The 21704-nt window shown below is 72.5% G+C and carries 18 protein-coding genes; 3 read left to right on the top strand and 15 right to left on the bottom strand.

The window, feature by feature from the left end; translation table 11 throughout:
* The first annotated feature begins 168 nt into the window (after positions 1–168).
* Together LNW73_RS26090 and LNW73_RS26085 are read left to right on the top strand one after the other, a co-directional pair.
* Entirely contained in the window at positions 169–531 is a 363-nt protein-coding gene (locus LNW73_RS26090; protein WP_250991563.1) for a DUF952 domain-containing protein, read from the top strand.
* A gap of 7 nt (positions 532–538) precedes the next feature.
* Positions 539–1279: a nucleotidyltransferase domain-containing protein gene (locus LNW73_RS26085; protein ID WP_250975208.1), complete on the top strand. Its 741-nt coding sequence runs from the start codon at positions 539–541 to the stop codon at positions 1277–1279.
* On the opposite strand, the gene LNW73_RS26080 is transcribed toward LNW73_RS26085, so the two are convergent.
* The 11 genes from LNW73_RS26080 to LNW73_RS26030 form a co-directional block, all read right to left on the bottom strand.
* The gene (locus LNW73_RS26080; RefSeq protein ID WP_250991562.1) at positions 1244–2263 is read right to left on the bottom strand and encodes an ADP-ribosylglycohydrolase family protein; all 1020 of its coding nucleotides are present in this window, start codon (positions 2261–2263) and stop codon (positions 1244–1246) included. The genes LNW73_RS26085 and LNW73_RS26080 overlap by 36 nt on opposite strands.
* Positions 2260–3042: a nucleotidyltransferase domain-containing protein gene (locus LNW73_RS26075; protein ID WP_250975210.1), complete on the bottom strand. Its 783-nt coding sequence runs from the start codon at positions 3040–3042 to the stop codon at positions 2260–2262. Before LNW73_RS26075 ends, LNW73_RS26080 begins: the two co-directional genes overlap by 4 nt.
* 139 nt (positions 3043–3181) lie before the next feature.
* Positions 3182–4417, bottom strand: coding sequence for a pseudouridine synthase (locus tag LNW73_RS26070; protein WP_250975211.1), 1236 nt, complete (start codon positions 4415–4417; stop codon positions 3182–3184).
* Positions 4417–5079: an SMC-Scp complex subunit ScpB gene (gene scpB / locus LNW73_RS26065; RefSeq protein ID WP_250991561.1), complete on the bottom strand. Its 663-nt coding sequence runs from the start codon at positions 5077–5079 to the stop codon at positions 4417–4419. The genes LNW73_RS26070 and scpB overlap by 1 nt, the downstream gene beginning before the upstream one ends.
* On the bottom strand, positions 5076–6170 hold the full coding sequence (locus tag LNW73_RS26060; protein WP_250991560.1) for a segregation and condensation protein A: 1095 nt from the start codon (positions 6168–6170) through the stop codon (positions 5076–5078). The genes scpB and LNW73_RS26060 overlap by 4 nt, the downstream gene beginning before the upstream one ends.
* A gap of 104 nt (positions 6171–6274) precedes the next feature.
* Positions 6275–6769 carry a hypothetical protein gene (locus tag LNW73_RS26055; RefSeq protein WP_203675205.1) on the bottom strand — a complete coding sequence of 165 codons (495 nt, stop codon included), beginning with the start codon at positions 6767–6769 and terminating at the stop codon, positions 6275–6277.
* Positions 6770–6810: 41 nt separating this feature from the next.
* The gene (locus LNW73_RS26050) at positions 6811–7884 is read right to left on the bottom strand and encodes a ParA family protein (protein WP_138353360.1); all 1074 of its coding nucleotides are present in this window, start codon (positions 7882–7884) and stop codon (positions 6811–6813) included.
* A 353-nt stretch (positions 7885–8237) separates the two neighbouring features.
* The gene (gene ald / locus LNW73_RS26045) at positions 8238–9353 is read right to left on the bottom strand and encodes an alanine dehydrogenase (RefSeq protein WP_250980098.1); all 1116 of its coding nucleotides are present in this window, start codon (positions 9351–9353) and stop codon (positions 8238–8240) included.
* Positions 9354–9584: 231 nt separating this feature from the next.
* A complete protein-coding gene (locus LNW73_RS26040) occupies positions 9585–11936 on the bottom strand; it encodes an NB-ARC domain-containing protein (RefSeq protein ID WP_250991559.1) in 2352 nt (783 codons plus the stop codon).
* 215 nt (positions 11937–12151) lie between these two features.
* The gene (locus tag LNW73_RS26035; RefSeq protein ID WP_285369501.1) at positions 12152–12775 is read right to left on the bottom strand and encodes an NUDIX domain-containing protein; all 624 of its coding nucleotides are present in this window, start codon (positions 12773–12775) and stop codon (positions 12152–12154) included.
* A gap of 122 nt (positions 12776–12897) precedes the next feature.
* Positions 12898–14550 (bottom strand): CTP synthase, encoded by a 1653-nt coding sequence (locus tag LNW73_RS26030; protein ID WP_250975215.1) that lies wholly within the window; start codon positions 14548–14550, stop codon positions 12898–12900.
* A 409-nt stretch (positions 14551–14959) separates the two neighbouring features.
* Between LNW73_RS26030 and LNW73_RS26025 the strand changes: the two genes are divergently transcribed.
* Positions 14960–16765, top strand: a complete 1806-nt coding sequence (locus LNW73_RS26025) for a glycoside hydrolase family 15 protein (protein ID WP_250975216.1) — start codon at positions 14960–14962, stop codon at positions 16763–16765.
* A gap of 68 nt (positions 16766–16833) precedes the next feature.
* On the opposite strand, the gene LNW73_RS26020 is transcribed toward LNW73_RS26025, so the two are convergent.
* The 4 genes from LNW73_RS26020 to LNW73_RS26005 all read right to left on the bottom strand — a co-directional run bounded on the left by LNW73_RS26020 (position 16834) and on the right by LNW73_RS26005 (position 21698).
* Positions 16834–17970 (bottom strand): glycosyltransferase family 4 protein, encoded by a 1137-nt coding sequence (locus tag LNW73_RS26020; RefSeq protein ID WP_250975217.1) that lies wholly within the window; start codon positions 17968–17970, stop codon positions 16834–16836.
* A gap of 185 nt (positions 17971–18155) precedes the next feature.
* Complete coding sequence (gene recN / locus LNW73_RS26015) at positions 18156–19898, bottom strand: DNA repair protein RecN (protein ID WP_250975218.1); 1743 nt, start codon at positions 19896–19898, stop codon at positions 18156–18158.
* Positions 19899–19950: 52 nt separating this feature from the next.
* On the bottom strand, positions 19951–20847 hold the full coding sequence (locus LNW73_RS26010) for an NAD kinase (protein ID WP_138353383.1): 897 nt from the start codon (positions 20845–20847) through the stop codon (positions 19951–19953).
* Between the two features lie 44 nt (positions 20848–20891).
* On the bottom strand, positions 20892–21698 hold the full coding sequence (locus LNW73_RS26005; protein WP_250991558.1) for a TlyA family RNA methyltransferase: 807 nt from the start codon (positions 21696–21698) through the stop codon (positions 20892–20894).
* Between the last annotated feature and the right edge of the window lie 6 nt (positions 21699–21704).

Below are 21704 nucleotides of genomic sequence, written 5' to 3'. Positions count from 1 at the left end.
CGGGCGGCCGGCGCACGGCACGGGGTGCGTCCCGCCATGGTCACGCCCTTCCGAGAGACCGGCCGGGGTCGCTTCCCGCGTCTCTCCCGGCGACGAACAGGGTCAATCTCTCCCAGGGCGGACACATCCGCCACTTGGGCGTCACCGGCTTCCGGTACAACGATGCACATGATCCTTCACCTCGTCCCGCTGGACGCCTGGCTCCACGAGCCCGACCGCCCGTACGCGCCCGCCTCCCTCGCCGAGGACGGCTTCGTGCACTGCTCGCCCGACGAGGCCGTCACCCTGGCCGTCGCCGACGCCTTCTACCGGGAGACGGCCGGGCCGCTGATGGTGCTGCTCATCGACGAGGAGACGCTGGACCACCCGGTGCGCTGGGAGGCCGCGGACCCGGCCCCGCCGCCCGGCGTCGCCGAGGGCACCCTCTTCCCCCACGTGTACGGCCGGATCAACCGCACGGCGGTCACCGGGATGCTGGAGGTCGAGCGGGACCCGGTGGGCCATCCGTTGCGGCTCACCCCCTGGTCATAATCGCCCCATGCCCGGACACGAACTCGTACGCCGTCACACCGTCTACTCCTGCGTCATGGGCTCGCGCGCGTTCGGGCTGGCCACCGAGGGCAGCGACACCGACCGCCGGGGCGTCTACGTGGCACCCACCCCGCTCTTCTGGGGCTTCGCCAAGCCCCCGACGCACGTGGACGGCCCGGCGGAGGAGCAGTTCTCGTGGGAGGTGGAGCGCTTCTGCGAGCTGGCGCTGCGCGCCAACCCCAATCTCCTCGAGTGTCTGCACTCACCCCTCGTGGAGCGGCTGGACGACACCGGCCGCGAGCTGCTCGCGCTGCGCGGCGCCTTCCTGTCCCGGCAGGTCGACGCCACCTTCCGCGGCTACGCGGCCCAGCAGCTGCACAAGATCGAGCGCGACATCCGCAACCACGGGGTGCCGCGCTGGAAGCACGCCATGCATCTGCTGCGGCTGCTGATCAGCTGCCGTGACGTGCTGCGCAGCGGTGAACTGCGGATCGACGTCGGCGAGCACCGGGAGCGGCTGCTGGCCGTCAAGCGCGGCGAGGTCTCCTGGGACGAGGCGCGGGCCTGGATGGCGGAGCTGCACGACGCGTCGGACGCGGCCGCGAGCCGTTCCCCGCTGCCGGCAGAACCCGACCGGGCCCGCGTCGAGGACTTCCTGATCCGGGTGCGCCGCGCCTCGGCCGGCGCCCCGGACCCGATCCCGGCTCCCGCCTCAGATGCCGTCCCACAGGGCGCCGAACTCCAGTAGCTCCTCGCGGTACTCGATCCGCCCGGCCCACTCGGCGGGCCAGGCGGCCGCGCCGAGGTGGGCGCCGGCGAAGGCGCCGGCGAGGCAGGCGATCGAGTCCGAGTCCCCCGAGGTGCAGGCCGCCCGCCGCAGCGCGGTCACCGGCTCGTCGGGGAAGAGCAGGAAGCACAGCAGCCCGGTGGCGAGCGCCTCCTCGGCGATCCAGCCCTCCCCGGTGGCCAGACAGGGGTCCGCCTCCGGGTCCGGGTCGCGCAGCGCCGCCTCCAGCCGGTCCAGCGCCGCCAGGCAGTCGTCCCAGCCGCGTTCGATGAAGCTCGTCGGCAGCGGGTCCTGCGCGTACGTCCACAGGTCGTCCAGCCAACGGTGGTGGTAGACGGACCGGTTGGCGGTCGCGTAGCCGCGCAGCAGGCCGACCAGTTCGTCCGGCCGGGTGCCCTGCGCGAGCAGCAGCACCGCGTGCGCGGTGAGGTCGCTCGCCGCGAGCGCGGTGGGGTGCCCGTGGGTCAGCGCCGACTGGAGCTGCGCGGCGCCCGCGCGGGTCTCCTCGTCGAGCCCCGGCACCAGCCCGATCGGCGCCACCCGCATATTGGCGCCGCATCCCTTGGAGCCGGTCTGGCTCGCGTCCTGCCAGGCCCGTCCCTCATGGCTGAGCCGCTCGCAGGCCACCAGGCAGGTCCTGCCGGGCGCCCGGTTGTTCTCCGGCGACCGCCACCACTCGACGTACTCCTCGCGCACCGGCCGCGCCAGCCGCAGCGGTGCCAGCGGCCCGCGCTCCATCGCGGTGCGCAGACCGCGCCCGAGCGCGAGCGTCATCTGGGTGTCGTCGGTGACGATCGCCGGCCAGAGCAGGCCCATCTCCCGCCACGGGCCCATCTTCTTGAGGATCGAGGGCACATCGTTGAACTCGGTCGGGAACCCGAGCGCGTCACCGATCGCCAGCCCGATCAGCGCGCCGGTCGCCGGGCGCCGGCCGCCGCCGCTCATGCCGCCACCCGCGTCCGGACCACGAGGTCGTGCAGGGCGTCCTGCGCGCTGCTCTCCTCCGGCAGCCGGGAGACGGCCTGCGCCTCGTCCAGCACGGCGTGCAGCGTCTCGACGTCCCGGGCGACATGGGCGATGCCCATGCCCGTCGCCGGCCCGTGCTCCGCCACCGCCTTGGCCTCGATGAGTTCGGGGAGGTAGGCGGGGGCGGTGACCTGGCCGAGCAGTGTCGGCAGATGGGCCTCGACACCACCGCCGCGCATCAGATGGATACCGGTGAGCAGCGCGCGGAAGGTGTAGAGCAGCGGCTTGAGCTCGCCGTTCCTCTCGTACAGCCGCCACTGCGTCGCCGCGAACCCGCGGTAGTGGTGGGCGTGCCCGCGGGTGATCACACCGGGCGCCAGGGCGGCGAGCTCGCCGTGCACGTCACTGGTGTGCACGACCAGCGGGGAGAGCAGTTGCTCCAGCACATAGCCGTTGCGGCGCAGCATCAGCCGACAGAACTTCAGCAGGTCGTGCGTGACCAGATCCAGCTCCAGGCCCTCCCGGTCCCACATCCGGGTCTGGGTCTCCTCGCCCTCCCGCAGGCCGATGAGGTCGGCCAGGGGCAGGAGGTGGACCCCGCGCAGATCGACGTCCGAGTCACGGGAGGGGAATCCGTACAGGTGCGCGCCGGAGACGGTGGCGAGGAGCAGGGGCAGTCCCCGGCCGGTCAGCTCGGCGAGGACCGGGCGCAGATCGGGCAGTCCCGCGGCGCTGAGCGGGTCGGCGTGGATGGTCATGGTCACCATCCTCCACGGACCGCGGGCCGCCGGGCCAGTGGTTTCGGTGTCGGGTGCCCACGGAAACGGCCGGCCGGAACGGCCCTGAGGACCGTTCCGGCCGGCCGGAACGCGTGTGCGGGGAACGTGGCGGAACGACCTAGAGGTCGACCTCACCCATCAGCATGCCGACCTCGGTGTTGGTGAGGCGGCGCAGCCAGCCGGACTTCTGGTCGCCGAGCGGGATCGGTCCGAAGCTGGTGCGCACCAGCCGGTCGACCGGGAAGCCGGCCTCGGAGAGCATCCGTCGCACGATGTGCTTGCGGCCCTCGTGCAGGGTCACCTCGACCAGGTAGTTCTTGCCGAGGTTCTCCACGACGCGGAAGTGGTCGGCGCGCGCCAGACCGTCCTCCAGCTCGATGCCGTCCTTGAGCTGCTTGCCCAGGTCACGCGGCAGCGGGCCCTGGATCGCGGCCAGGTAGGTCTTCTTGACGCCGTACCGCGGGTGGGTCAGGCGGTGGGCCAGCTCCCCGTGGTTGGTCAGGAGGATCAGGCCCTCCGTCTCGGTGTCCAGCCGGCCCACGTGGAAAAGCCGGGTCTCACGGTTGGTGACGTAGTCGCCCAGGCACTGGCGGCCGTCGGGGTCCTCCATGGTGGAGACGACGCCGGCCGGCTTGTTCAGCGCGAAGAACAGGTACGACTGGGTGGCGACCGTCAGGCCGTCCACCTTGATCTCGTCCTTCTCCGGGTCGACGCGCATGCCCTGCTCGACGACGATCTTGCCGTTGACCTCGACGCGGTGCTGGTGGATGAGGTCCTCGCACGCACGGCGCGATCCCATCCCGGCACGGGCGAGGATCTTCTGCAGCCGCTCGCCCTCCTGGTCGTTGCCGAAGGTCTTCGGAGTCTTGATCTCCGGGCGGTTCTCGTAGCGGGAGCGGTTGCGCTCCTCGATCTTCGCCTCGAGCTCGCGCGACTTCGCGGGGATCGGCTTGCGGCCGAGGTTGCCGGTCGCGCGGTAGCGCGGCTTCTCGGGGGGCACGCCGCCGGGCCGGTTCGCGCCCGACTGGCCGGTGTTCCCGACGTCGTAGCGGCGCTCCTCGGGACGGGGGTTCTGCGCGCGCCGCTCCTCGTCACGCTGCTGGCCGCTGCCCGAGACGCGGGGCGTGCTGCCACCGCCACGGGGGTAACCGCCGCCGCGGGAGCCCGGGCCGCCGGCGCCGCTGCCACCGCGGGAGCCCGCGCCACCGGCGCCGCTGCCACCGCGGGAGCCGCCACCGCTGCCGGCGCTGCTGCCGCCACGGGAGCCGCCGCTACCGGAGCCCCCGCCCGCGCCGCGCGGGTTGCCGCCCCGGGGGTTCCGGTTGCCGCCGCTGTTCCTGTCGCTGCTTCGCATCAAAGTTCCGTCGTCGAGTGAGTCGTCGTATCTGCATCGTCCGGTGCATCCGGGTCGAACGACGGAACCCCTTCCAAGGAGTCCGCCTCGACGGCGTCCGCCTCCGGCAGGAAGGGGGCGAGCTCGGGTAGCTCGTCCAGGCCTCTGAGGCCCATCCGCTCCAGAAAGTAGTTCGTCGTCCTGTACAGGATCGCACCTGTTTCGGGTTCCGTCCCACCCTCCTCCGCCAGACCGCGCTGCAGGAGGGTGCGCATCACACCGTCACAGTTGACTCCGCGGACCGCCGAAACCCGTGATCGGCTGACCGGCTGGCGGTACGCGACGACCGCCAGCGTCTCCAGCGCGGCCTGGGTGAGACGGGCCTGCTGGCCGTCCAGAACGAACTTCTGCACGGCCGGCGCGAAGGCCGGCCGGGTGTAGAACCGCCAGCCGCCGGCGACCAGCCGCAGGTCGAAGCCCCTGCCCTGGGCGGTGTAGTCCTCGGACAGCGCGCGCAGGGCGGCGGCGACCGCGCGCTTCGGCCGCTGGAGCACCGTCGCCAGCTGCTCCACGGTGGCCGGCTCGTCCACGACCATCAGAACGGCCTCCAGCGCGGGCCGGAGGTCGAGGGCGGCCACCTCGGCGGAGAGCGGCCCGGCGGGCGCCGCTGCGTCGTCCGTCATTTTTCTTTGCCCTCCGGGTCGAATTCATCGGTGACGAGCCGCCGCGCGGTCTCCTGATCGCCGCCCGTCCAGCGCACGAGCAGCGCGCCGAGCGCCTCCTCCTGGTCCAGCGCGACCACTTTCTCCCGGTACAGCTCCAGGAGGGCCAGGAAACGCGCGACGACGGTGAGGGTGTCCGGGGCGTCCGCCGCGAGGTCGGCGAAACTGGTCTCCCCCAGCTCGATCAGCCGGGCCACCACCAGCTCGCCCTGTTCCCTGACGCTGACCAGCGGCGCGTGGATGTGGTCGGTGTAGATCTGCGGCACCGGCTTGGGCTGCATCGCCTTGACGGCCAGCTTCGCGAACCGCTCGGGGCCGACGCTGAAGACGACCTCCGGCAGCAGGTCCGCGTGCTGCGGTTCGAGACCGACCGTGCGGGGGTGGTGCAGCGCCTCCGCCTCCAGCCGCTCGGCGAAGATCGCCGCGATCCGCTTGTACGCGCGGTACTGCAGCAGCCGGGCGAAGAGCAGGTCGCGCGCCTCCAGCAGCGCCAGGTCCGCCTCGTCCTCGACCTCGGCGGTCGGCAGCAGCCGGGCGGCCTTCAGATCGAGCAGGGTCGCCGCGACGACGAGGAACTCGGTGGCCTGGTCGAGGTCCCAGTCGGCTCCCATGGCACGGATGTGCGCCATGAACTCGTTGGTGACCGTGGACAGCGCGACCTCGGTCACGTCCATCCGGTGCTTCGAGATCAGCTGCAGCAGCAGGTCGAACGGCCCCTCGAAGTTCACCAGCCGCACGGTGAACCGGCCGTCGGGTGCCTGATCGGGGACAGCGCCGGCCGGGGCCGCGGCGGGCGCCGCGGGCGGCTCCGGGGCAGGCGGCACCGCGGGATCCGCCGGTTCGACGGGCTCCGGTGACGCGACGGGGGCCGGTACGGCAGCAGGTGCCGGTTCCGCGACGGGTACCGGTTCTGCGACAGGCGCCGGCTCCGCGACAGGTGCCGGTTCCGGCGTCGGCTCCACCACGGGCGCCGTCGCCGCGGCCGGGCGGCCCGGCCCCCGGCCGAGGGCTCGGCGGGGCGGCTGGGGGGCGTCGTCGTCGGTGATCGGCATCGCTGTCCATCGTGCGGGGTCGGCGGGGGCGGCCCCCTGGCAGGGAGCCTACTGAGCCGCCCCGTCCGACGTCGCCGTGGCCACGCCGACCACCGCCCGGTGGATCAGCGGCCCCGCAGCCGGCGCACCAGGATGCTCGCGTCCCCGCGGGACTCCAGATCCGCCAGCACCACGGCGACCGCCTCGCGGACGATCCGGCCGCGGTCGATCGCCAGGCCGTGTTCACCGCGCAGCACGAGCCGCGCGTGTTCGAGATCCATCAGCTCCTCGGCGGAGACATAGACGGTGATCTTCTCGTCGTGCCGTTCACGGCCGCTGGGGCGCGGCCGCTGCTGTTTGCGGCGCGTCTGCTGGACCGGCACCGGGGCCGTGGGCGGCTGGCCCGCGGCCTGTGGCCGGCGGCCCTGCGGGATCCCCTCGCGGCCGCTGTGCTCGGCCGGGGTCCCGTCCTGGCCGCCGCCGTCGGGCGCTGTGCCCGTCTGCGGCTCGTTCCCGTCCGCCGGGGCGTCGGGTACCGGCCGCAGCCGCCCGTCGGCCTGAGGGGCCTTCTGGGCGTCCCCGTTGGCGTGCTTACGGGGCTGGGAGGCCTGCAGCCCCATTCCCCCTGTGGTGCGGAACAGTTCGTCCGCACCCGGGAGACTCACTCGGCGTGACACCGGGCGAGCACCTCCCTGGCGAGCTGACGGTAGGCGGCGGCACCAACGGAGTTGGACGCGTACGTCGTGATCGGCTCGCCGGCGACGGTGGTCTCCGGGAAGCGCACCGTACGGCCGATGACCGTGTGGAACACGTGCTCGTCGAAGGCCTCGACCACGCGGGCGAGCACCTCACGGCTGTGCACCGTGCGGGAGTCGTACATCGTGGCGAGGATGCCGTCGAGTTCGAGTTCGGGGTTGAGCCGTTCCCGGACCTTCTCGATGGTCTCGGTGAGCAGAGCGACACCGCGCAGTGCGAAGAACTCGCACTCCAGCGGCACGATCACCGAGTGCGCCGCGGTGAGCGCGTTGACGGTCAGCAGGCCGAGCGAGGGCTGGCAGTCGATGACGATGTAGTCGTAGTCGGCCATCAGCGGCTTGAGGGCGCGCTGCAGTGTCGACTCGCGCGCCACCTCGCTGACCAGTTGGACCTCGGCCGCCGACAAGTCGATATTGCTCGGCAGCAGGTCCATACCGGGCACCGCGGTCTTCAGCAGCACCTCGTCCGCCGCCAACCCGCGTTCCATCAGCAGGTTGTAGACGGTGATGTCGAGTTCCATCGGGTTGACGCCGAGTCCGACCGAGAGCGCGCCCTGCGGATCGAAGTCGACGAGGAGTACCCGGCGGCCGTACTCGGCGAGCGCGGCACCCAGGTTGATGGTCGAGGTCGTCTTGCCGACCCCGCCCTTCTGGTTGCACATCGCGACGATTTTCGCCGGGCCGTGGTCGGTGAGCGGATTGGGGATCGGGAAGTACGGAAGCGGGCGTCCCGTCGGACCGACCCGCTCGCGGCGCTGACGGGCAGCGTCCGGGGCGAGTGTGGCCGCGTATTCGGGATCCGGCTCGTACTCCGCGTCTGGGTCGTAGAACTGACCGTCCTGCAGATCGTCCTCGTATGGCGCCATGGCGTGTGTGGGGTGCGTCTCCGTGTTCTTGTCGGCCCGGCGTGCCTCGAAGGTGCGGACCGCGACGGAACCGACGGTCTCGAGCCTGTTGGGGCTCTCGACCTGAACGGTCATTCCTGGTTGACCACCCCCGGGAGCAAATGTCGACTCATTCACAAGTCGTCTTACCTCCTTGGTGACCAGGAAACTTCTCGATAGGTCAGCGCGACAGCATGCCGACGGTTGGCGACTCTATGGCGTGTCAGTGGTTCACAGCAACACAATCCGCCGGACACGGCACGATGTGTCGGTAACCGAACACCCCGCTGTCAAGGGCGTAACCGCGTCGTCGCCGATGTTTCAGCGAGGTACGAAACGGTGAAACTGGTACGTTCGACGCACTCGGCCGGGCCTTGAGTCTCCAAGGCCCGGCCGTTGTCGCCGTGTTGACGTGTAGACGTTTCGCGCGCCCGTCACACGCCCGCTGATCAGCCCAGCAGCGTGTGCAGGTCGGTGCTGTGCAGGTCGTGCGCCTCGGCGACCGGACCGTAAACGACCTGTCCCTCATGGGTGTTGAGGCCCAGGGCGAGCGCGGCGTCGCGGCGCAGCGCCTCGCGCCAGCCGCGGTTGGCCAGTTCCACGATGTAGGGCAGCGTGGCGTTGGTCAGCGCGTAGGTCGAGGTGTTGGGCACCGCGCCCGGCATGTTGGCGACGCAGTAGAAGACCGAGTTGTGGACCTCGAAGGTCGGGTCGGCGTGCGTGGTCGGACGCGAGTCCTCGAAGCAGCCGCCCTGGTCGATCGCGATGTCGACAAGAACCGATCCCGGCTTCATGCGGGACACCAGCTCGTTGGTGACGAGCTTCGGCGCCTTCGCGCCCGGGATCAGCACCGCGCCGATGACCAGGTCGGCCTCGAGGACGGCCTTCTCCAGCTCGAAGGCGTTGGAGGTGATGGTCTGGACGCGGGTGCCGAAGATCTTGTCGGCCTCGCGCAGCTTGTTGATGTCCTTGTCGAGCAGGGTCACGTGGAAGCCCATGCCGAGCGCGATGGTGGTCGCGTGCCAGCCGGAGACACCGGCGCCGATGACGACGGCCTTGCCGGCCTGGACGCCGGGGACGCCGCCGGGCAGCACACCGCGGCCGCCGACCGAGCGCATCAGGTGGTACGCGCCGACCTGCGGGGCGAGCCGGCCGGCCACCTCGGACATCGGGGCGAGCAGCGGGAGGGCGCGGTTCGCGGTCTCCACCGTCTCGTACGCGATGGCGGTGGTGCCGGACTCGAGCAGCGCGTCCGTGCAGGCGCGGGACGCGGCCAGGTGCAGGTACGTGAAGAGCGTCTGGTCCTTGCGGAGGCGGTGGTACTCCTCGGCGATCGGCTCCTTGACCTTCAGCAGCAGATCGGCGGTGGCCCACACCTCGTCGGCGGTGCTGAGGATGTTCGCGCCGGCGCCGGTGTACTCGGCGTCGGGGATGGAGGAGCCGAGACCGGCGCCCTGCTCCACGTAGACCTCATGTCCGTGGCGCACGAGCTCATGCACGCCGGCGGGGGTGATGGCCACGCGGAACTCGTTGTTCTTGACCTCGCGGGGGATGCCGACCTTCACGTCGATCACGGTCCTTGCACTCATTGGAAGACAGGAATGGCTGCAGCTGTCCGTACATGGCGCGAGAAAGCGTCACACGTCGGACCTGACCGCGATGTGCGCGGCGGAGCCCAGTCTAGTGAAGGAAGACTCTCTGTCTAGCCTTACAAAGTGATTAGTTTGGCCGAGAACGGTGACAGATTCGTAGGCCTGGGGCGCTGACACCTTCAGGCCACCGCTTTTCGGGGCCGCTCAGCCGGGGACTTCACCCGGGCTGAGCAGGCGCTTCGCGGCCGCGCGCTGCAGACGTGCGCCGCCCGGATCGCCGAGCCGGTCGAGGGTGTCGGCCATCCGCAGCAGTACGGCGCCTTCCAGCCGTTCGTCGCCGGCCTGCCGGGCCCAGTACAGGGCGTCACGACAGGTCCGCAGAGCGTCCTCGGGATGTCCCGCGTACTCCTGGACCCGCGCCGCCTCGCTCAGCGCGCGGGCCTGGGCCGGCAGGTCGCCGAGCCGCCGGTGGGCGCCCGCGGCGGCCCGCCACTCGCGCAGCGCGGTGCCGTACCGGCCGCCGTAGGTGTGCAGTGCGCCGAGCCGGCCGTGCAGCCGGGCCGCGTGGCCGGTCTCCCCGCGGGCCAGCCGCAGCGCGAGCGCCCTGCCGTACCAGTCCGCGGCCCGCTGCGGGTCGTCGAGCTCCAGGTACGTGCCGCCGATGGCCTCCATCGCCCGGCCTTCGGCCTCTCCGTCGTCACCGGTCCGCGCCTCGCCGAGGGCCAGCCGGTAGCGGTCCAGCGCCTGCCGGGTCCTGCCGGCCTCCACATCGAGGTCGGCGAGGTTGATCAGCGCCGCCGCCTTCTCGCGGGGCAGCCCGCGGCGGGTCGCCACATCGAGCACCAGGGCGTGCAGCTGATAGCGCTCCCCCGCCGTCTCCCGGTCCGCCGGATCCACGCCCAGTGCCCGCACCAGATTGGCGACCAACCGCCGGGCCAGGGTGTCGAGTTCCCCGTCGGCGACCGCGGCGTGGGCCGCGGCGAGCAGCGCGGGGAGGCGGGCCCGCAGCCATACGGCGGCGGCGGACCGCGATCCGAAGCGCATCGAGCGCGGCAGCCCCTCCAGCGACGCCCGGCCCGGGGAACCGTCGGGCTCCAGCGTGATGCGGCACGACTGCAGCAGCCGCACCGTCCGCTCCAGCATCCTGGCCCTGGCCAGCTGGACCTCGCCCGTCCGGTCCCGGGTCTCCAGCAGAGCCCGCAGCAGTGGTTCGAGGCAGCCGGGCACCCGGTACTGCGGGGGCAGCGGCGGATCCACCGGATCCGCGTGCAGCAGCCCGTGCGCGCCGAGGTCGTCCAGCGTGCTCTGCGCGGCGGTCACCGAGCAGCCGGCCAGCGCCGAGGCGATGTGCGAGTCCACCAGTCCGGCCGGCGCCAGCGCCAGCAGCCGCAGCATCCGGGCGGCGGTGGGCGGCAGCGAGTCGTAGACCAGCCGGAAGGCGCGCACCAGCTGGGGCGGCGCGGTGGCGCGCGGTGACGCCTCCGGCGCGGTGGCGTGGGCGACGGATGCCGCCGCCGGAGCGGGCCCGGCCGCAGGTTTCGGGGTCTCCTCCGCGCGCGCCTTCGGCTCGGACCCGGCCACCCGCTCGGAGCCCGCCTCGGTCCCGGTCCCGGGCGCACCGTCGGAGCCGGTCGCGGCAGCCCCTTCAGGCTCCGCCGGCGGCACGGCGCTGCGCCCGGCCTGGGGCCCGGTCTTCGCCGCGGTCCTCGCCGGCGGCGCCGGCTCGTCCGGTACCGCGCGCAGCCGGCTGGTGGCGTCGGTCACCGACAGCCGCGGCTGGGCGGCGAGCCAGGCGGCGACCAGTCGCAGCGCGGTGGGGTGCCCGGCGCACTCCTGGACGAGGGTCTCGGCCGCCCGCGGATCACAGGTGACCCGGGTCGGGCCGATCGCCTGCGACAGCAGATCGACGGAAGCGGCGGTGTCCAGCCCGCCGAGGGTGCACGGCCGGACGTCCGGGACACCCGGCAGCGGCCCCTCGGACGTGGCCACCACCAGACTGCCGGGCCCTTCCGGGAGCAGCGGCAGCAGCTGGTCGGCGTGCGAGACGTCATCGAGCACCAGGACGGTGCGGCGGCCCGCCAGTGCCGCGCGCAGTGCCGCGTACACCTCACCGGGCTCCGCCTCCGGCAGCGGCGACCCGGCGCCGAGGTCCCGCAGCAGCGCCCGCGCGGCCTGTTCCGGAGGGGTGCGCTCGCCGCCGCTGCCGGTGAGCCGTACGAAGTGCTGCCCGTCGGCGTAGCGCGCGGCGACGTCCCGGGCGAGATGGACGGCGAGCGCGGTCCGCCCGGAGCCGGGCCGTCCCGCGATGAGCAGGACGCGGCTGCCGTCCGCCACCTTGCCGCCCAGTGTGGCCAGGCCCGGCCGGTCGATGTCGGCCCGCAGCCCGTCCAGTTCCCTGCGGCGCCCGACGAAGTGCGGAACGTCCTCGGGAAGGGCGCAGCCCGGCACCGGCGGTGGGGGCGGGACCGGGTCCTTCGCCTCCGGCCCATGGCCGGGTGACGGCACGAAGTCCGCGTCGGCCACCGATTCACCGGCGTCCAGCACCTGATCCGCCACGGGCACTCTCCCGTTCTGCCTGCGCGCACGAGCCCGCCGCCGCTGCGAGCGGGAACACCATCGAGCCTAGGCCCTGTCCGAGCGATCACGAACGGCCACCGCGCGGAGTCCCGGCCGGCCGGACCCGGTGCACGGGGACATGCCCGGCCCGGGGCCCCCGCGCAGCCGATCCGCGCAATGATCACTCCATCGGATCAGCGGCGCGCCGGTACCGCTTACGCCGTGAAGGGCCGGGCGGGCCAGGGGGCCTCGGCGGGCCGCAGCGCGTCCACCCCGTCGCCCGAGAGCGCGGCGTGCAGGGCGAGGACCCCGGCCACCAGGCAGGTGTTGTGCACCTGGCCGGCCAGCACGTCGCGCACCAGCTCGGCCAGCGGCACCCGGGCGTACTCCATGTCGGCCTCCTCCTCGGAGACCTCGAACCGCTCGCCCTCCGCCTCGGAGATGTCACGGGCCAGGAAGATCCGGACGGCTTCGTCGCTGCCGCCGGGAGAGGTGTAGAGATCGGTGAGCACCCGCCACTCCCCGGCCTTGACGTGCGCCTCTTCGTAGAGCTCGCGCTGCGCCGCGTGCAGCGGGTTCTCGCCGGGCACGTCGAGGAGCCCGGCGGGCACCTCCCACAGCTTCTGCCGTACCGGGTGCCGGTACTGGCGCAGGACCAGGACCCGGCCGTCCCCGTCGAGGGCGACCACGGCCACCGAGCCCGGGTGGACCTGGTAGTCGCGCTTGGCGGTGCCGCCGTCCGGCATGACGACCTCGTCCGTGCGGACGCTCGTCTTCGCCCCGGCGAACGGCGTCGAGGTCGCGGTGACCTGCCACTCCTCGGCGATGTCCTGCAGCATGATGCCCTCCGTGAACCGGTGAGAACGTAACGGCCCGGTGCGCGCACCGGGCCGGCAGACAAAACGGTGCTGGGGACGGATCACGAAGATCCGTCCCCAGCACCGTACCGATCAATCGATGATCAGCCCTGCTGGCGCTTGACCGCCGCCGCGACCAGACCCGCGAAGAGCGGGTGCGGGCGCGTCGGGCGGGACTTCAGCTCGGGGTGCGCCTGAGTGGCGACGAGGTACGGGTGCACCTCGCGCGGGTACTCGACGTACTCCACCAGCTTGTTGTCGGGCGAGGTCCCGGAGAAGACCAGTCCGGCCTTCTTCTCCAGCTCCGCCCGGTAGGCGTTGTTGACCTCGTAGCGGTGCCGGTGGCGCTCCTCGGCGTACGGCTCGCCGCCGTACACCTCGCGCACGATGGAGCCCTCGGTGAGCTTGGCCGGGTACAGGCCCAGCCGCATCGTGCCGCCGAGGTCGCCCTTGCCGTCGACGATGTCGAGCTGCTCGGCCATCGTCGAGATGACGGGGTGGGCGGTCGCGGAGTCGAACTCGGTGGAGTTCGCGTCCGGGATGCCGGCCAGCGAGCGGGCCGCCTCGATGACGACGCACTGCAGGCCCAGGCAGAGCCCCAGCAGCGGGATCTTGTTCTCGCGGGCGTAGGTGATCGCCGAGACCTTGCCCTCGACACCGCGGTCGCCGAAGCCACCGGGTACGCAGACCGCGTCGACGCCGGAGAGGTGCTTCTTGGCGCCGGCCGGGGTCTTGCACTCGTCCGAGGTGACCCACTTGATGGTGACCTTGGCGTTGTTGGCGAAACCGCCGGCGCGCAGCGCCTCGGTCACCGACAGATACGCGTCGGGCAGGTCGATGTACTTGCCGACGAGCGCGACCGTGACCTGGTGCGCGGGCTGGTGGACCCGCTTGAGCAGGTCGTCCCACTGGGTCCAGTCCACATCACGGAACGGCAGGTCCAGCTTGCGGACGACGTACGCGTCCAGTCCCTCGGTGTGCAGCACCTTGGGGATGTCGTAGATCGACGGGGCGTCGATGGCGGCGACGACCGCGTCCTCGTCGACGTCGCACATCAGCGAGATCTTGCGCTTGATGGCGTCCGGCACCGGGCGGTCGGCGCGCAGCACGATCGCGTCGGGCTGGATGCCGATGCTGCGCAGCGCCGAGACGGAGTGCTGGGTCGGCTTGGTCTTGAGCTCACCGGACGGGCCGATGTACGGCAGCAGCGAGATGTGCACGACGAAGACGTTGTCGCGGCCGACCTCGTGCCGGACCTGGCGGACCGACTCCAGGAAGGGCAGCGACTCGATGTCGCCGACGGTGCCGCCGACCTCGGTGATCACCACGTCCACGTCGTCGGTCGCCATCCGGCGGATCCGGGACTTGATCTCGTTGGTGATGTGCGGGATGACCTGAACGGTGTCGCCGAGGTACTCGCCGCGGCGCTCCTTGGCGATGACCGTGGAGTAGATCTGGCCCGTGGTCACGTTCGCCGAGCCGTCGAGGTTGACGTCCAGGAAACGCTCGTAGTGGCCGATGTCCAGGTCGGTCTCGGAACCGTCGTCGGTGACGAAGACCTCACCGTGCTGGAACGGGTTCATCGTGCCCGGGTCCACGTTGAGGTACGGGTCGAGCTTCTGCATGGTGACCCGGAGGCCGCGCGCCTTCAGCAGCGCACCGAGGCTGGAGGCCGTCAGCCCCTTCCCGAGGGAGGAGGCGACACCCCCGGTGACGAAGAGGTGCTTGGTCGTCGTGGATTTGGGCGCAATTGCCAAGAGGGGGCTCCCGTGGTCGCGAGGTGAGGGTCGGGACGGCACGGAATCGGGGGGAGTGCCGTCGCGGCGGTTCAGTGGTTCAGCCCACCGGCCCACGGGCTACCAGGGTAACAGCGACCGTGGGCGGCTGTGTCCGGCGGCGACGTCACTAGCCTGCTTTTAGCAGCTCGCAAGGGGACTAATGGCATGCTCGGGCATGAGCGGAACAAGTGCACCCGACCGGCCCAGTGAAGACAACCGCCACGCGCGCACCTCCCTCCCCGACGACGTATCCTGCTCGGACACATCGCTGCGAGCCGGCCGGCACGGCATCAACCCCGCCCGCTCCCGGAACACGAGCTCGTCGAAAATCCCCAGACCGCAAGACCGGCCCTCCGAGGCCGGCGCCGTCATTCGACTGGAGATGCAGGTGGCCGGGCGCATCGAGGATTACGCACTCATCGGCGATATGCAGACCGCTGCACTGGTCTGCCGGGACGGCACGGTCGACTGGCTGTGCCTGCCCCGGTTCGACTCCCCCGCGGTCTTCGCCGGCCTGCTCGGAACCGAGCAGCACGGATTCTGGAGGCTGGGCCCGGCCCACGCCCCCGGAACGGGTCCGCCCGCGGCGACGCGACGGCGTTACCGGGGCGACTCCCTCGTGCTGGAATCCGAATGGGACACCCCGCGCGGCACGGTCCGGGTGATCGACTTCATGCCGCCCCGTGACGGCGCCCCGCAGGTGATCCGGATCGTGGAGGGCGTCAGCGGGCGGGTGCCGATGCGCTCCGCCCTGCGGATGCGCTTCTCCTACGGCCAGATCGTGCCGTGGGTGCACAAGGTCGGCGACCGCACGGTCGCGGTGGCCGGGCCGGACTCCGTCTGGCTGGACACCGAGGTCGACACGTACGGCAAGGACCTGACGACGTACGCGGACTTCACCGTCTCGCCGGGCGAGCGGGTGGCCTTCACCATCAGCTGGGAGCCCTCGCACCGCCCGCCGCCGTCGCTGCCGGAGCCGGAGGCCTCGCTGGAGTCCACCGAGCAGTTCTGGCAGGACTGGGTCGACCAGTGCACGTACCACGGCCCCTACCGGGACGCCGTGGTCCGCTCGCTGATCACCCTCAAGGGCCTCACGTACGGCCCCACCGGCGGCATCGTCGCCGCTCCGACGACCTCGCTGCCCGAGGACATCGGCGGGGTCCGCAACTGGGACTACCGGTTCACCTGGCTGCGGGACGCGGCGATCACGCTGTCCTCGCTGCTGCGCACCGGCTACCGGGACGAGGCGCGGGCCTGGCGCGAGTGGCTGCTGCGCGCGGTGGCCGGCGACCCGGAGAACCTGCAGATCATGTACGGCATCGCCGGCGAGCGCGAGCTCGGTGAGAACGAGCTGCACTGGCTGCCCGGTTACGAGGGCTCCACCCCGGTCCGGATCGGCAACGGCGCCGCCCACCAGCTGCAGCTGGACGTCTACGGCGAGGTCACCGAGGCCCTGCACCTGGCCCATATGACCGGGCTGGCCCGCAACGACTACGCGAGCCTGCTGCAGCTCAAGCTGATCCGCTATCTCGAATCGCACTGGAACGAACCGGACGAGGGCATCTGGGAAGTGCGCGGCCCCCGCCGCCACTTCGTGCACTCCAAGGTGATGACCTGGGTCGCGGTGGACCGCACCGTCAAGCTCATCGAGTCGGGCGAGGCGGACGGCCCGCTGGAACGCTGGCGCGAACTGCGCGACGACATCCACCGGGACGTCTGTGAGAAGGGTTACGACAAGGAGCGCAACACCTTCACCCAGTCCTACGGCTCCCAGGAGCTGGACGCCTCGCTGCTGCTCATCCCGCAGATGGGCTTCCTGCCGCCGGACGACAAGCGCGTCATCGGCACCATCGAGGCGATCCAGCGTGAGCTGAGCACCGAGGACGGCTTCATCCTGCGCTACCCGACCAACAGCGGCGACGACAACCTCGACGGGCTGCCGGGTGACGAAGGGGCCTTCCTGGCCTGCTCGTTCTGGATGGCCGACGACCTGGCGATGATCGGCCGGGTGGACGAGGCCCGCCAGCTGTTCGAGAAGCTGCTGGCGCTCCGCAACGACCTCGGGCTGCTCGCCGAGGAGTGGGACCCCCGGCTCAAGCGCCAGGTCGGCAACTTCCCGCAGGCGTTCAGCCATGTGCCGCTCATCGACACGGCGCTGCGGCTGAGTGCCTGCGGGGCGTACGGCGGCGGCTGACCCCGCAGAGGTCGCACGGGTGGCGGGGCCGTACGGCCCCGCCACCACCCTGCGGAGGGTTCAGCGGTTCAGCGCTGCGCCAACTCGTCGTAGATGCTGAGCACCTGGGCGACCGTGTCGTCCTCGGTCGGCCAGGTGGCGGCCTGGGCCCGCCCTGCCGCGGCGAGCGCGATCCGGCGCTCCGGTTCGTCGAGCAGCCGGGCCACCGTCCGGGCCAGCGCCCCCGGATCGCCGTACGGCACCAGCTCCGCCGCGTCACCGACCAGTTCGGGGATCCCGCCGACCGCGGTGGCGACCAGCGGCACCCCCGCGTGCAGGGCCTCCTGGGCGATCAGGGCGCGCGCCTCCCACCGGCTCGGCAGGACCACCACGTCGGCCGCGGCGAGCAGTTCCGTGACATCGGCCCGGCGGCCGATCAGCCGGACGGGCAGCCGCTCGGTGTCGATCCGCTGCTCCAGCGCGGCCCGCCGGGAGCCCTCTCCCGCCACGATGACCAGCGGCCGGGGGTCGTGGTCCGCCAGCATGCGGCAGGCGTCCAGCAGCAGGTCGTAGCCCTTGTGCGGCTCCAGCCGGCCGACGGCCAGCACCAGGGGCCGGTCCACCGCCCCGAACTCGGCCCGCGTCTTCTGCCGCATCCGCTCGGCGTCGCCGTGCGGCTCCGGGGCCGCGACCCCGGGCACCGGCACCGCGACCGGCGCCAGCCGCGCGTCCCGGGCGCCCAGCGACCTGGCCCGGTCCACCAGGTCGGACGAGGCCCCGAGCACCACGGCCGCGGCCCGCACCACCCGGCGCTCCAGCCAGCGCAGCAGCCGGGCCCTGGCACCCTCGGCGAGGACCGCGCTGTGCCACGTCACCACGAGCGGGGTGGAACGGCCGCTGAGCGCCAGCGACGACAGCAGCCCGGCGCGCAGGCCGTGCGCGTGCACCACATCGGCGTCCGTGCAGGCCACCCGCAGTTCCGCGACGACCGTCGCGTCGGACCTGGCCGCCCGGTGGGCGATCTCCACGCGCTCGAACCGGGCACCCGTGCCGGTGAAGGCGTAATCGTTTTCGGCGGCGGCCGGGCCGCACACCGTGACCCGCACTCCGCGGGCGACGAGGCCGCCCGCGAGCGAGCTGACGTGCGCACCTGCGGGACCGCCCGCCCCGCCCAGCACGAGGACGGCGTGCAGCTGTCCTCGCAGGGGGATCGGAGTGCTGCTCACCCGGGTACAGCTCCTGACTCGGCGTCGGACGACGGCTGTTGCGCCATACCCCAAGGATGCCAGGCCCCCACGGCATGCCGTGGGCACCGACCGCCTCCCGGCCCGGGTACGGGCGCCGTGGATCACTCGAACGAGTGCGCTTACGCGCCGTGCCGGACGTGGCCCCGGCCAGGCCCCGGCCGGGCTCAGCTGGTGGCGCGGGCCGCGGCCAGCAACTCCTCGGCGTGGGCCCGGCCGAGTTCGGAGTCCTCGAGCCCGGCGAGCATACGGGAGAGCTCCCGCACCCGGTCCTCACCTTCGAGAACGGTGACACCGCTGCGGGTCACCGAACCGTCGTTCGTCTTCTCCACCAGCAGCTGCCGGTCGGCGAACGCCGCCACCTGCGGGAGGTGGGTGACCACGACGACCTGCGCGGTCCGCGCGAGGCGCGCCAGCCGGCGGCCCACCTCGACCGCGGCCTTGCCGCCGACACCCGCGTCGACCTCGTCGAAGAGATACGTCGGCACGGGATCGGATCCGGCGAAGACGACCTCGACGGCGAGCATCACCCGCGACAGCTCACCACCGGACGCGCCCTTGGCGATCGGCCGGGCCGGGGCGCCCGGGTGCGGGGCGAGCTGGAGCTCGACCTCGTCGGCGCCGGTCGCGCCGAAGGCGACGAGCTGCCCGCCGACCTGGATCCCCTCGGGATCGGCGGTCTGCCGGATGGCCACCCCGACCCGGGCGTGCGGCATCGCCAGCTCGGCCAGTTCCGCGGTGACCGCGGCGGCGAAACGGTCCGCCGCCTCCGTACGGGCGTCGCTCAGCGCCTGCGCGAGCTCCCCGAGCTCGGCCCGCAGCGCGTCCCGTTCCCCGGTCAGCTCCGCGATCCGCTCGTCGTCGCCCTCCAGCTCACCGAGCCGGCCGGCGCTCTGCTCGGCCCAGGCCAGCACCCCGTCGATGTCCGAACCGTACTTGCGGGTCAGATGGGAGAGCACCGCCCGCCGTTCCTCCACCGCGGCGAGCCGCAGCGGATCGGCGTCCAGGTCGTCCGAGTAACCGGCCAGTTCCTGGGCGACGTCGCCGACGAGGATGCCGATCTCACCGATGCGTTCGGCGAGCGCCGCGAGCGCCGGGTCATGGGCGCGGACGGCCTCCAGTGCGCGCTGGGCGCCGGAGACGAGGGTGTTGGCGTCGTTGCCCTCCGGGTCCTCGGGGTTGCCCGCGAGCGCGGCGTGCGCGACGGCCGCGGCGGAGGCCAGCGCCTCGGCGTGGCCGAGCCGTTCGGCCTCGGCGGCCAGCTCGGTGTCCTCGCCGGGCAGCGGCTCGGCGTCGGCGACCTCACCGATCCCGAACCGGATCAGATCCGCCTCCTGGGACCGCTCACGGGCCCGGGTGGTCAGCTCGTCGAGCTCGCCCGCCACCTCCCGCAGCCGCCGGTACGCCGCCCCGTACTTCGCCAGCGGCACGGCCACGGCGTCGCCCGCGTACCGGTCCAGCGCCTGGCGCTGCCGGGCGGGGCGCAACAGGCCCTGCTGGTCGGTCTGGCCGTGCACGGCCACCAGGTCGTCGGCGAGCTCGCCGAGCAGCCCGACCGGCACGGAGCGCCCGCCGACATGGGCCCGCGACCGCCCCTCGGCCGAGACGGTACGGCTGATCAGCAGCGCGCCGTCGTCGAGTTCCGCCCCCGCCTCCTCGGCGCGGACGGCGGCCGGCGAGTCCCGGCCGAGCGTGATCCGCCCCTCGACCACCGCCGCCTTCGCACCGATCCGCACCAAAGCGGGATCGGCCCGGCCGCCCAACAGCAGGCCGAGGCTCGTGACGACCATGGTCTTGCCCGCACCGGTCTCGCCGGTCACCGCGGTGAAGCCGGGTGAAAACTCCACCACGGCATCCTCGATGACACCCAGCGACCGGATCCGCATCTCCTCCAACACGGATACGACCATACGAGGTTTGCGGCCCGGCGCGCGACGGGCATCGGCCACCAGCACTCGCGGGTTACTGCGGGGCACCCCGCCAGCCCGCGACGGGCAGGGCGAACTTCGCCACCAGACGGTCCGTGAAGGAGGCGTGGTGCAGCCGGGCGAGGCGTACCGGCACGGCGCCCCGCCGTACCTCCACGCGGGCCCCGGCGGGCAGCTCGACGGTGCGCCGGCCGTCGCACCACAGCACGCCGTGCGGCGTCTTGGGCTGCACCTCGACGGCGAGCACCGAACGCGGCGAGGTCACCAGCGGCCGGGCGAACAGCGCGTGCGCGCTGATCGGCACCATCAGCAGCGCCTCGACCTCGGGCCAGACCACCGGGCCGCCGGCCGAGAAGGCGTAGGCGGTCGAGCCGGTCGGGGTGGCGCAGACCACGCCGTCACCGCCGAATCGTGACACCGGACGGCCGTCGACCTCGGTCACGACCTCCAGCATCCGCTCGCGCGCCTGCTTCTCCACCGACGCCTCGTTGAGCGCCCAGTCGGTGTGCACCACATGTCCGTCGTTGCGGACGAGGACGTCGAGCGTCATCCGCTCCTCGACCTCGTACTGCTTGGTGACCACCCGGTCCACGACCTTGTCCAGGTCGTCCCGCTCCGCCTCGGCGAGGAACCCGACCCGGCCCAGGTTGACCCCGAGCATCGGCACGCCGGAGGCGCGCGCGAACTCCGCGCCGCGCAGCAGCGTCCCGTCACCACCGAGGACGATGATCAGTTCACAGCCCTCGACGGCCCCGGGGCCGCCCTCCGTCACCAGCTCCACCTCGGCGGGCAGCGGCAGTTCCGCGGCCAGGTCCGCGGCCTCGTCCGTCAGGACCCGCACCCCGATCCCGCAGCGCAGCAGGCCGAGCACGACCCGTTCCGCGCTGCGGATCGCGGCCGGCCGGCCGGTGTGCGTGAGCAGGAAGATCATGCGGCCCTTCGGCCCGGCACAGTCCTGCGTTTCGGTGTTCGTCGTCAACGGGGCCCCTCCGCCACAGCACGGTCGACATCCGCCGGGTCCAGATCAGGCGCACCGGCGCGCAGCCACAGAAAGTACTCCACATTGCCGGAAGGTCCCGGCAGCGGACTGGCGGTGACGCCCATGACACCGAGCCCGAGCGCCGCGCCCTGCCCGGCGACCGTCCGCACGGTCTCCGCGCGCAGCTGCGTACTGCGCACGACACCGCCGGTGCCCAGCCGCTCCTTGCCCACCTCGAACTGCGGCTTCACCATCAGCACGAGATCCGCGCCGGGCGCGGCGCACCGCACGAGCGCGGGCAGCACCAGGCCGAGCGGGATGAACGACAGGTCGCCGACGATGATGTCCGCGGGCTCGCCGTCGATGTGCTCCAGCGTCAGCTCGCGCACGTTGGTGCGGTCCTTGATGACGACCCGGTCGTCGCTCTGCAGCGACCAGGCCAGCTGGCCGTAGCCGACGTCCACGGCGACGACGGTCGCGGCGCCGTTGCGCAGCAGCACATCGGTGAAGCCCCCGGTGGAGGCCCCCGCGTCCAGCGCGCGCCGCCCCTCGACCTTCAGGCCGAGCGGGGTGAACGCGGCCAGCGCGCCGGCGAGCTTGTGGCCGCCGCGCGACACGTAGTCGGGTTCGTTGTCGTCCTTGGCCACCACCACGGCCGCGCTGGTCTCCACCTGCGTGGCGGCCTTGGTCGCGGTGGCGCCGCCGATGGTGACCCGCCCCGCGGCGATCAGCTGGCTGGCGTGCTCGCGCGAGCGCGCCAGATTTCGGCGCACCAGCTCGGCGTCGAGTCGGCGTCGTGCCACGTACGG

The sequence above is a fragment of the Streptomyces sp. RKAG337 genome, assembly GCF_023701715.1.
GTDB lineage: Bacteria > Actinomycetota > Actinomycetes > Streptomycetales > Streptomycetaceae > Actinacidiphila.
Note: the sequence above shows the minus strand (reverse complement) of the source record. Positions and strands in the feature narration are given on the sequence as shown.

What these genes read in the sequence shown, in the direction of transcription:
- scpB (WP_250991561.1), bottom strand. Translation starts at nt 5,079, where the DNA reads ATGACGGACGACGCAGCGGCGCCCGCCGGGCCGCTCTCCGCCGAGGTG.
- recN (WP_250975218.1), bottom strand. Translation starts at nt 19,898, where the DNA reads ATGGTCGTATCCGTGTTGGAGGAGATGCGGATCCGGTCGCTGGGTGTC.
- LNW73_RS26090 (WP_250991563.1), top strand. Translation starts at nt 169, where the DNA reads ATGATCCTTCACCTCGTCCCGCTGGACGCCTGGCTCCACGAGCCCGAC.
- LNW73_RS26055 (WP_203675205.1), bottom strand. Translation starts at nt 6,769, where the DNA reads ATGGGGCTGCAGGCCTCCCAGCCCCGTAAGCACGCCAACGGGGACGCC.
- LNW73_RS26035 (WP_285369501.1), bottom strand. Translation starts at nt 12,775, where the DNA reads ATGCTGCAGGACATCGCCGAGGAGTGGCAGGTCACCGCGACCTCGACG.
- LNW73_RS26010 (WP_138353383.1), bottom strand. Translation starts at nt 20,847, where the DNA reads ATGATCTTCCTGCTCACGCACACCGGCCGGCCGGCCGCGATCCGCAGC.
- LNW73_RS26075 (WP_250975210.1), bottom strand. Translation starts at nt 3,042, where the DNA reads ATGACCATCCACGCCGACCCGCTCAGCGCCGCGGGACTGCCCGATCTG.
- LNW73_RS26085 (WP_250975208.1), top strand. Translation starts at nt 539, where the DNA reads ATGCCCGGACACGAACTCGTACGCCGTCACACCGTCTACTCCTGCGTC.
- LNW73_RS26080 (WP_250991562.1), bottom strand. Translation starts at nt 2,263, where the DNA reads ATGAGCGGCGGCGGCCGGCGCCCGGCGACCGGCGCGCTGATCGGGCTG.
- LNW73_RS26060 (WP_250991560.1), bottom strand. Translation starts at nt 6,170, where the DNA reads ATGCCGATCACCGACGACGACGCCCCCCAGCCGCCCCGCCGAGCCCTC.
- LNW73_RS26050 (WP_138353360.1), bottom strand. Translation starts at nt 7,884, where the DNA reads ATGACCGTTCAGGTCGAGAGCCCCAACAGGCTCGAGACCGTCGGTTCC.
- LNW73_RS26070 (WP_250975211.1), bottom strand. Translation starts at nt 4,417, where the DNA reads ATGCGAAGCAGCGACAGGAACAGCGGCGGCAACCGGAACCCCCGGGGC.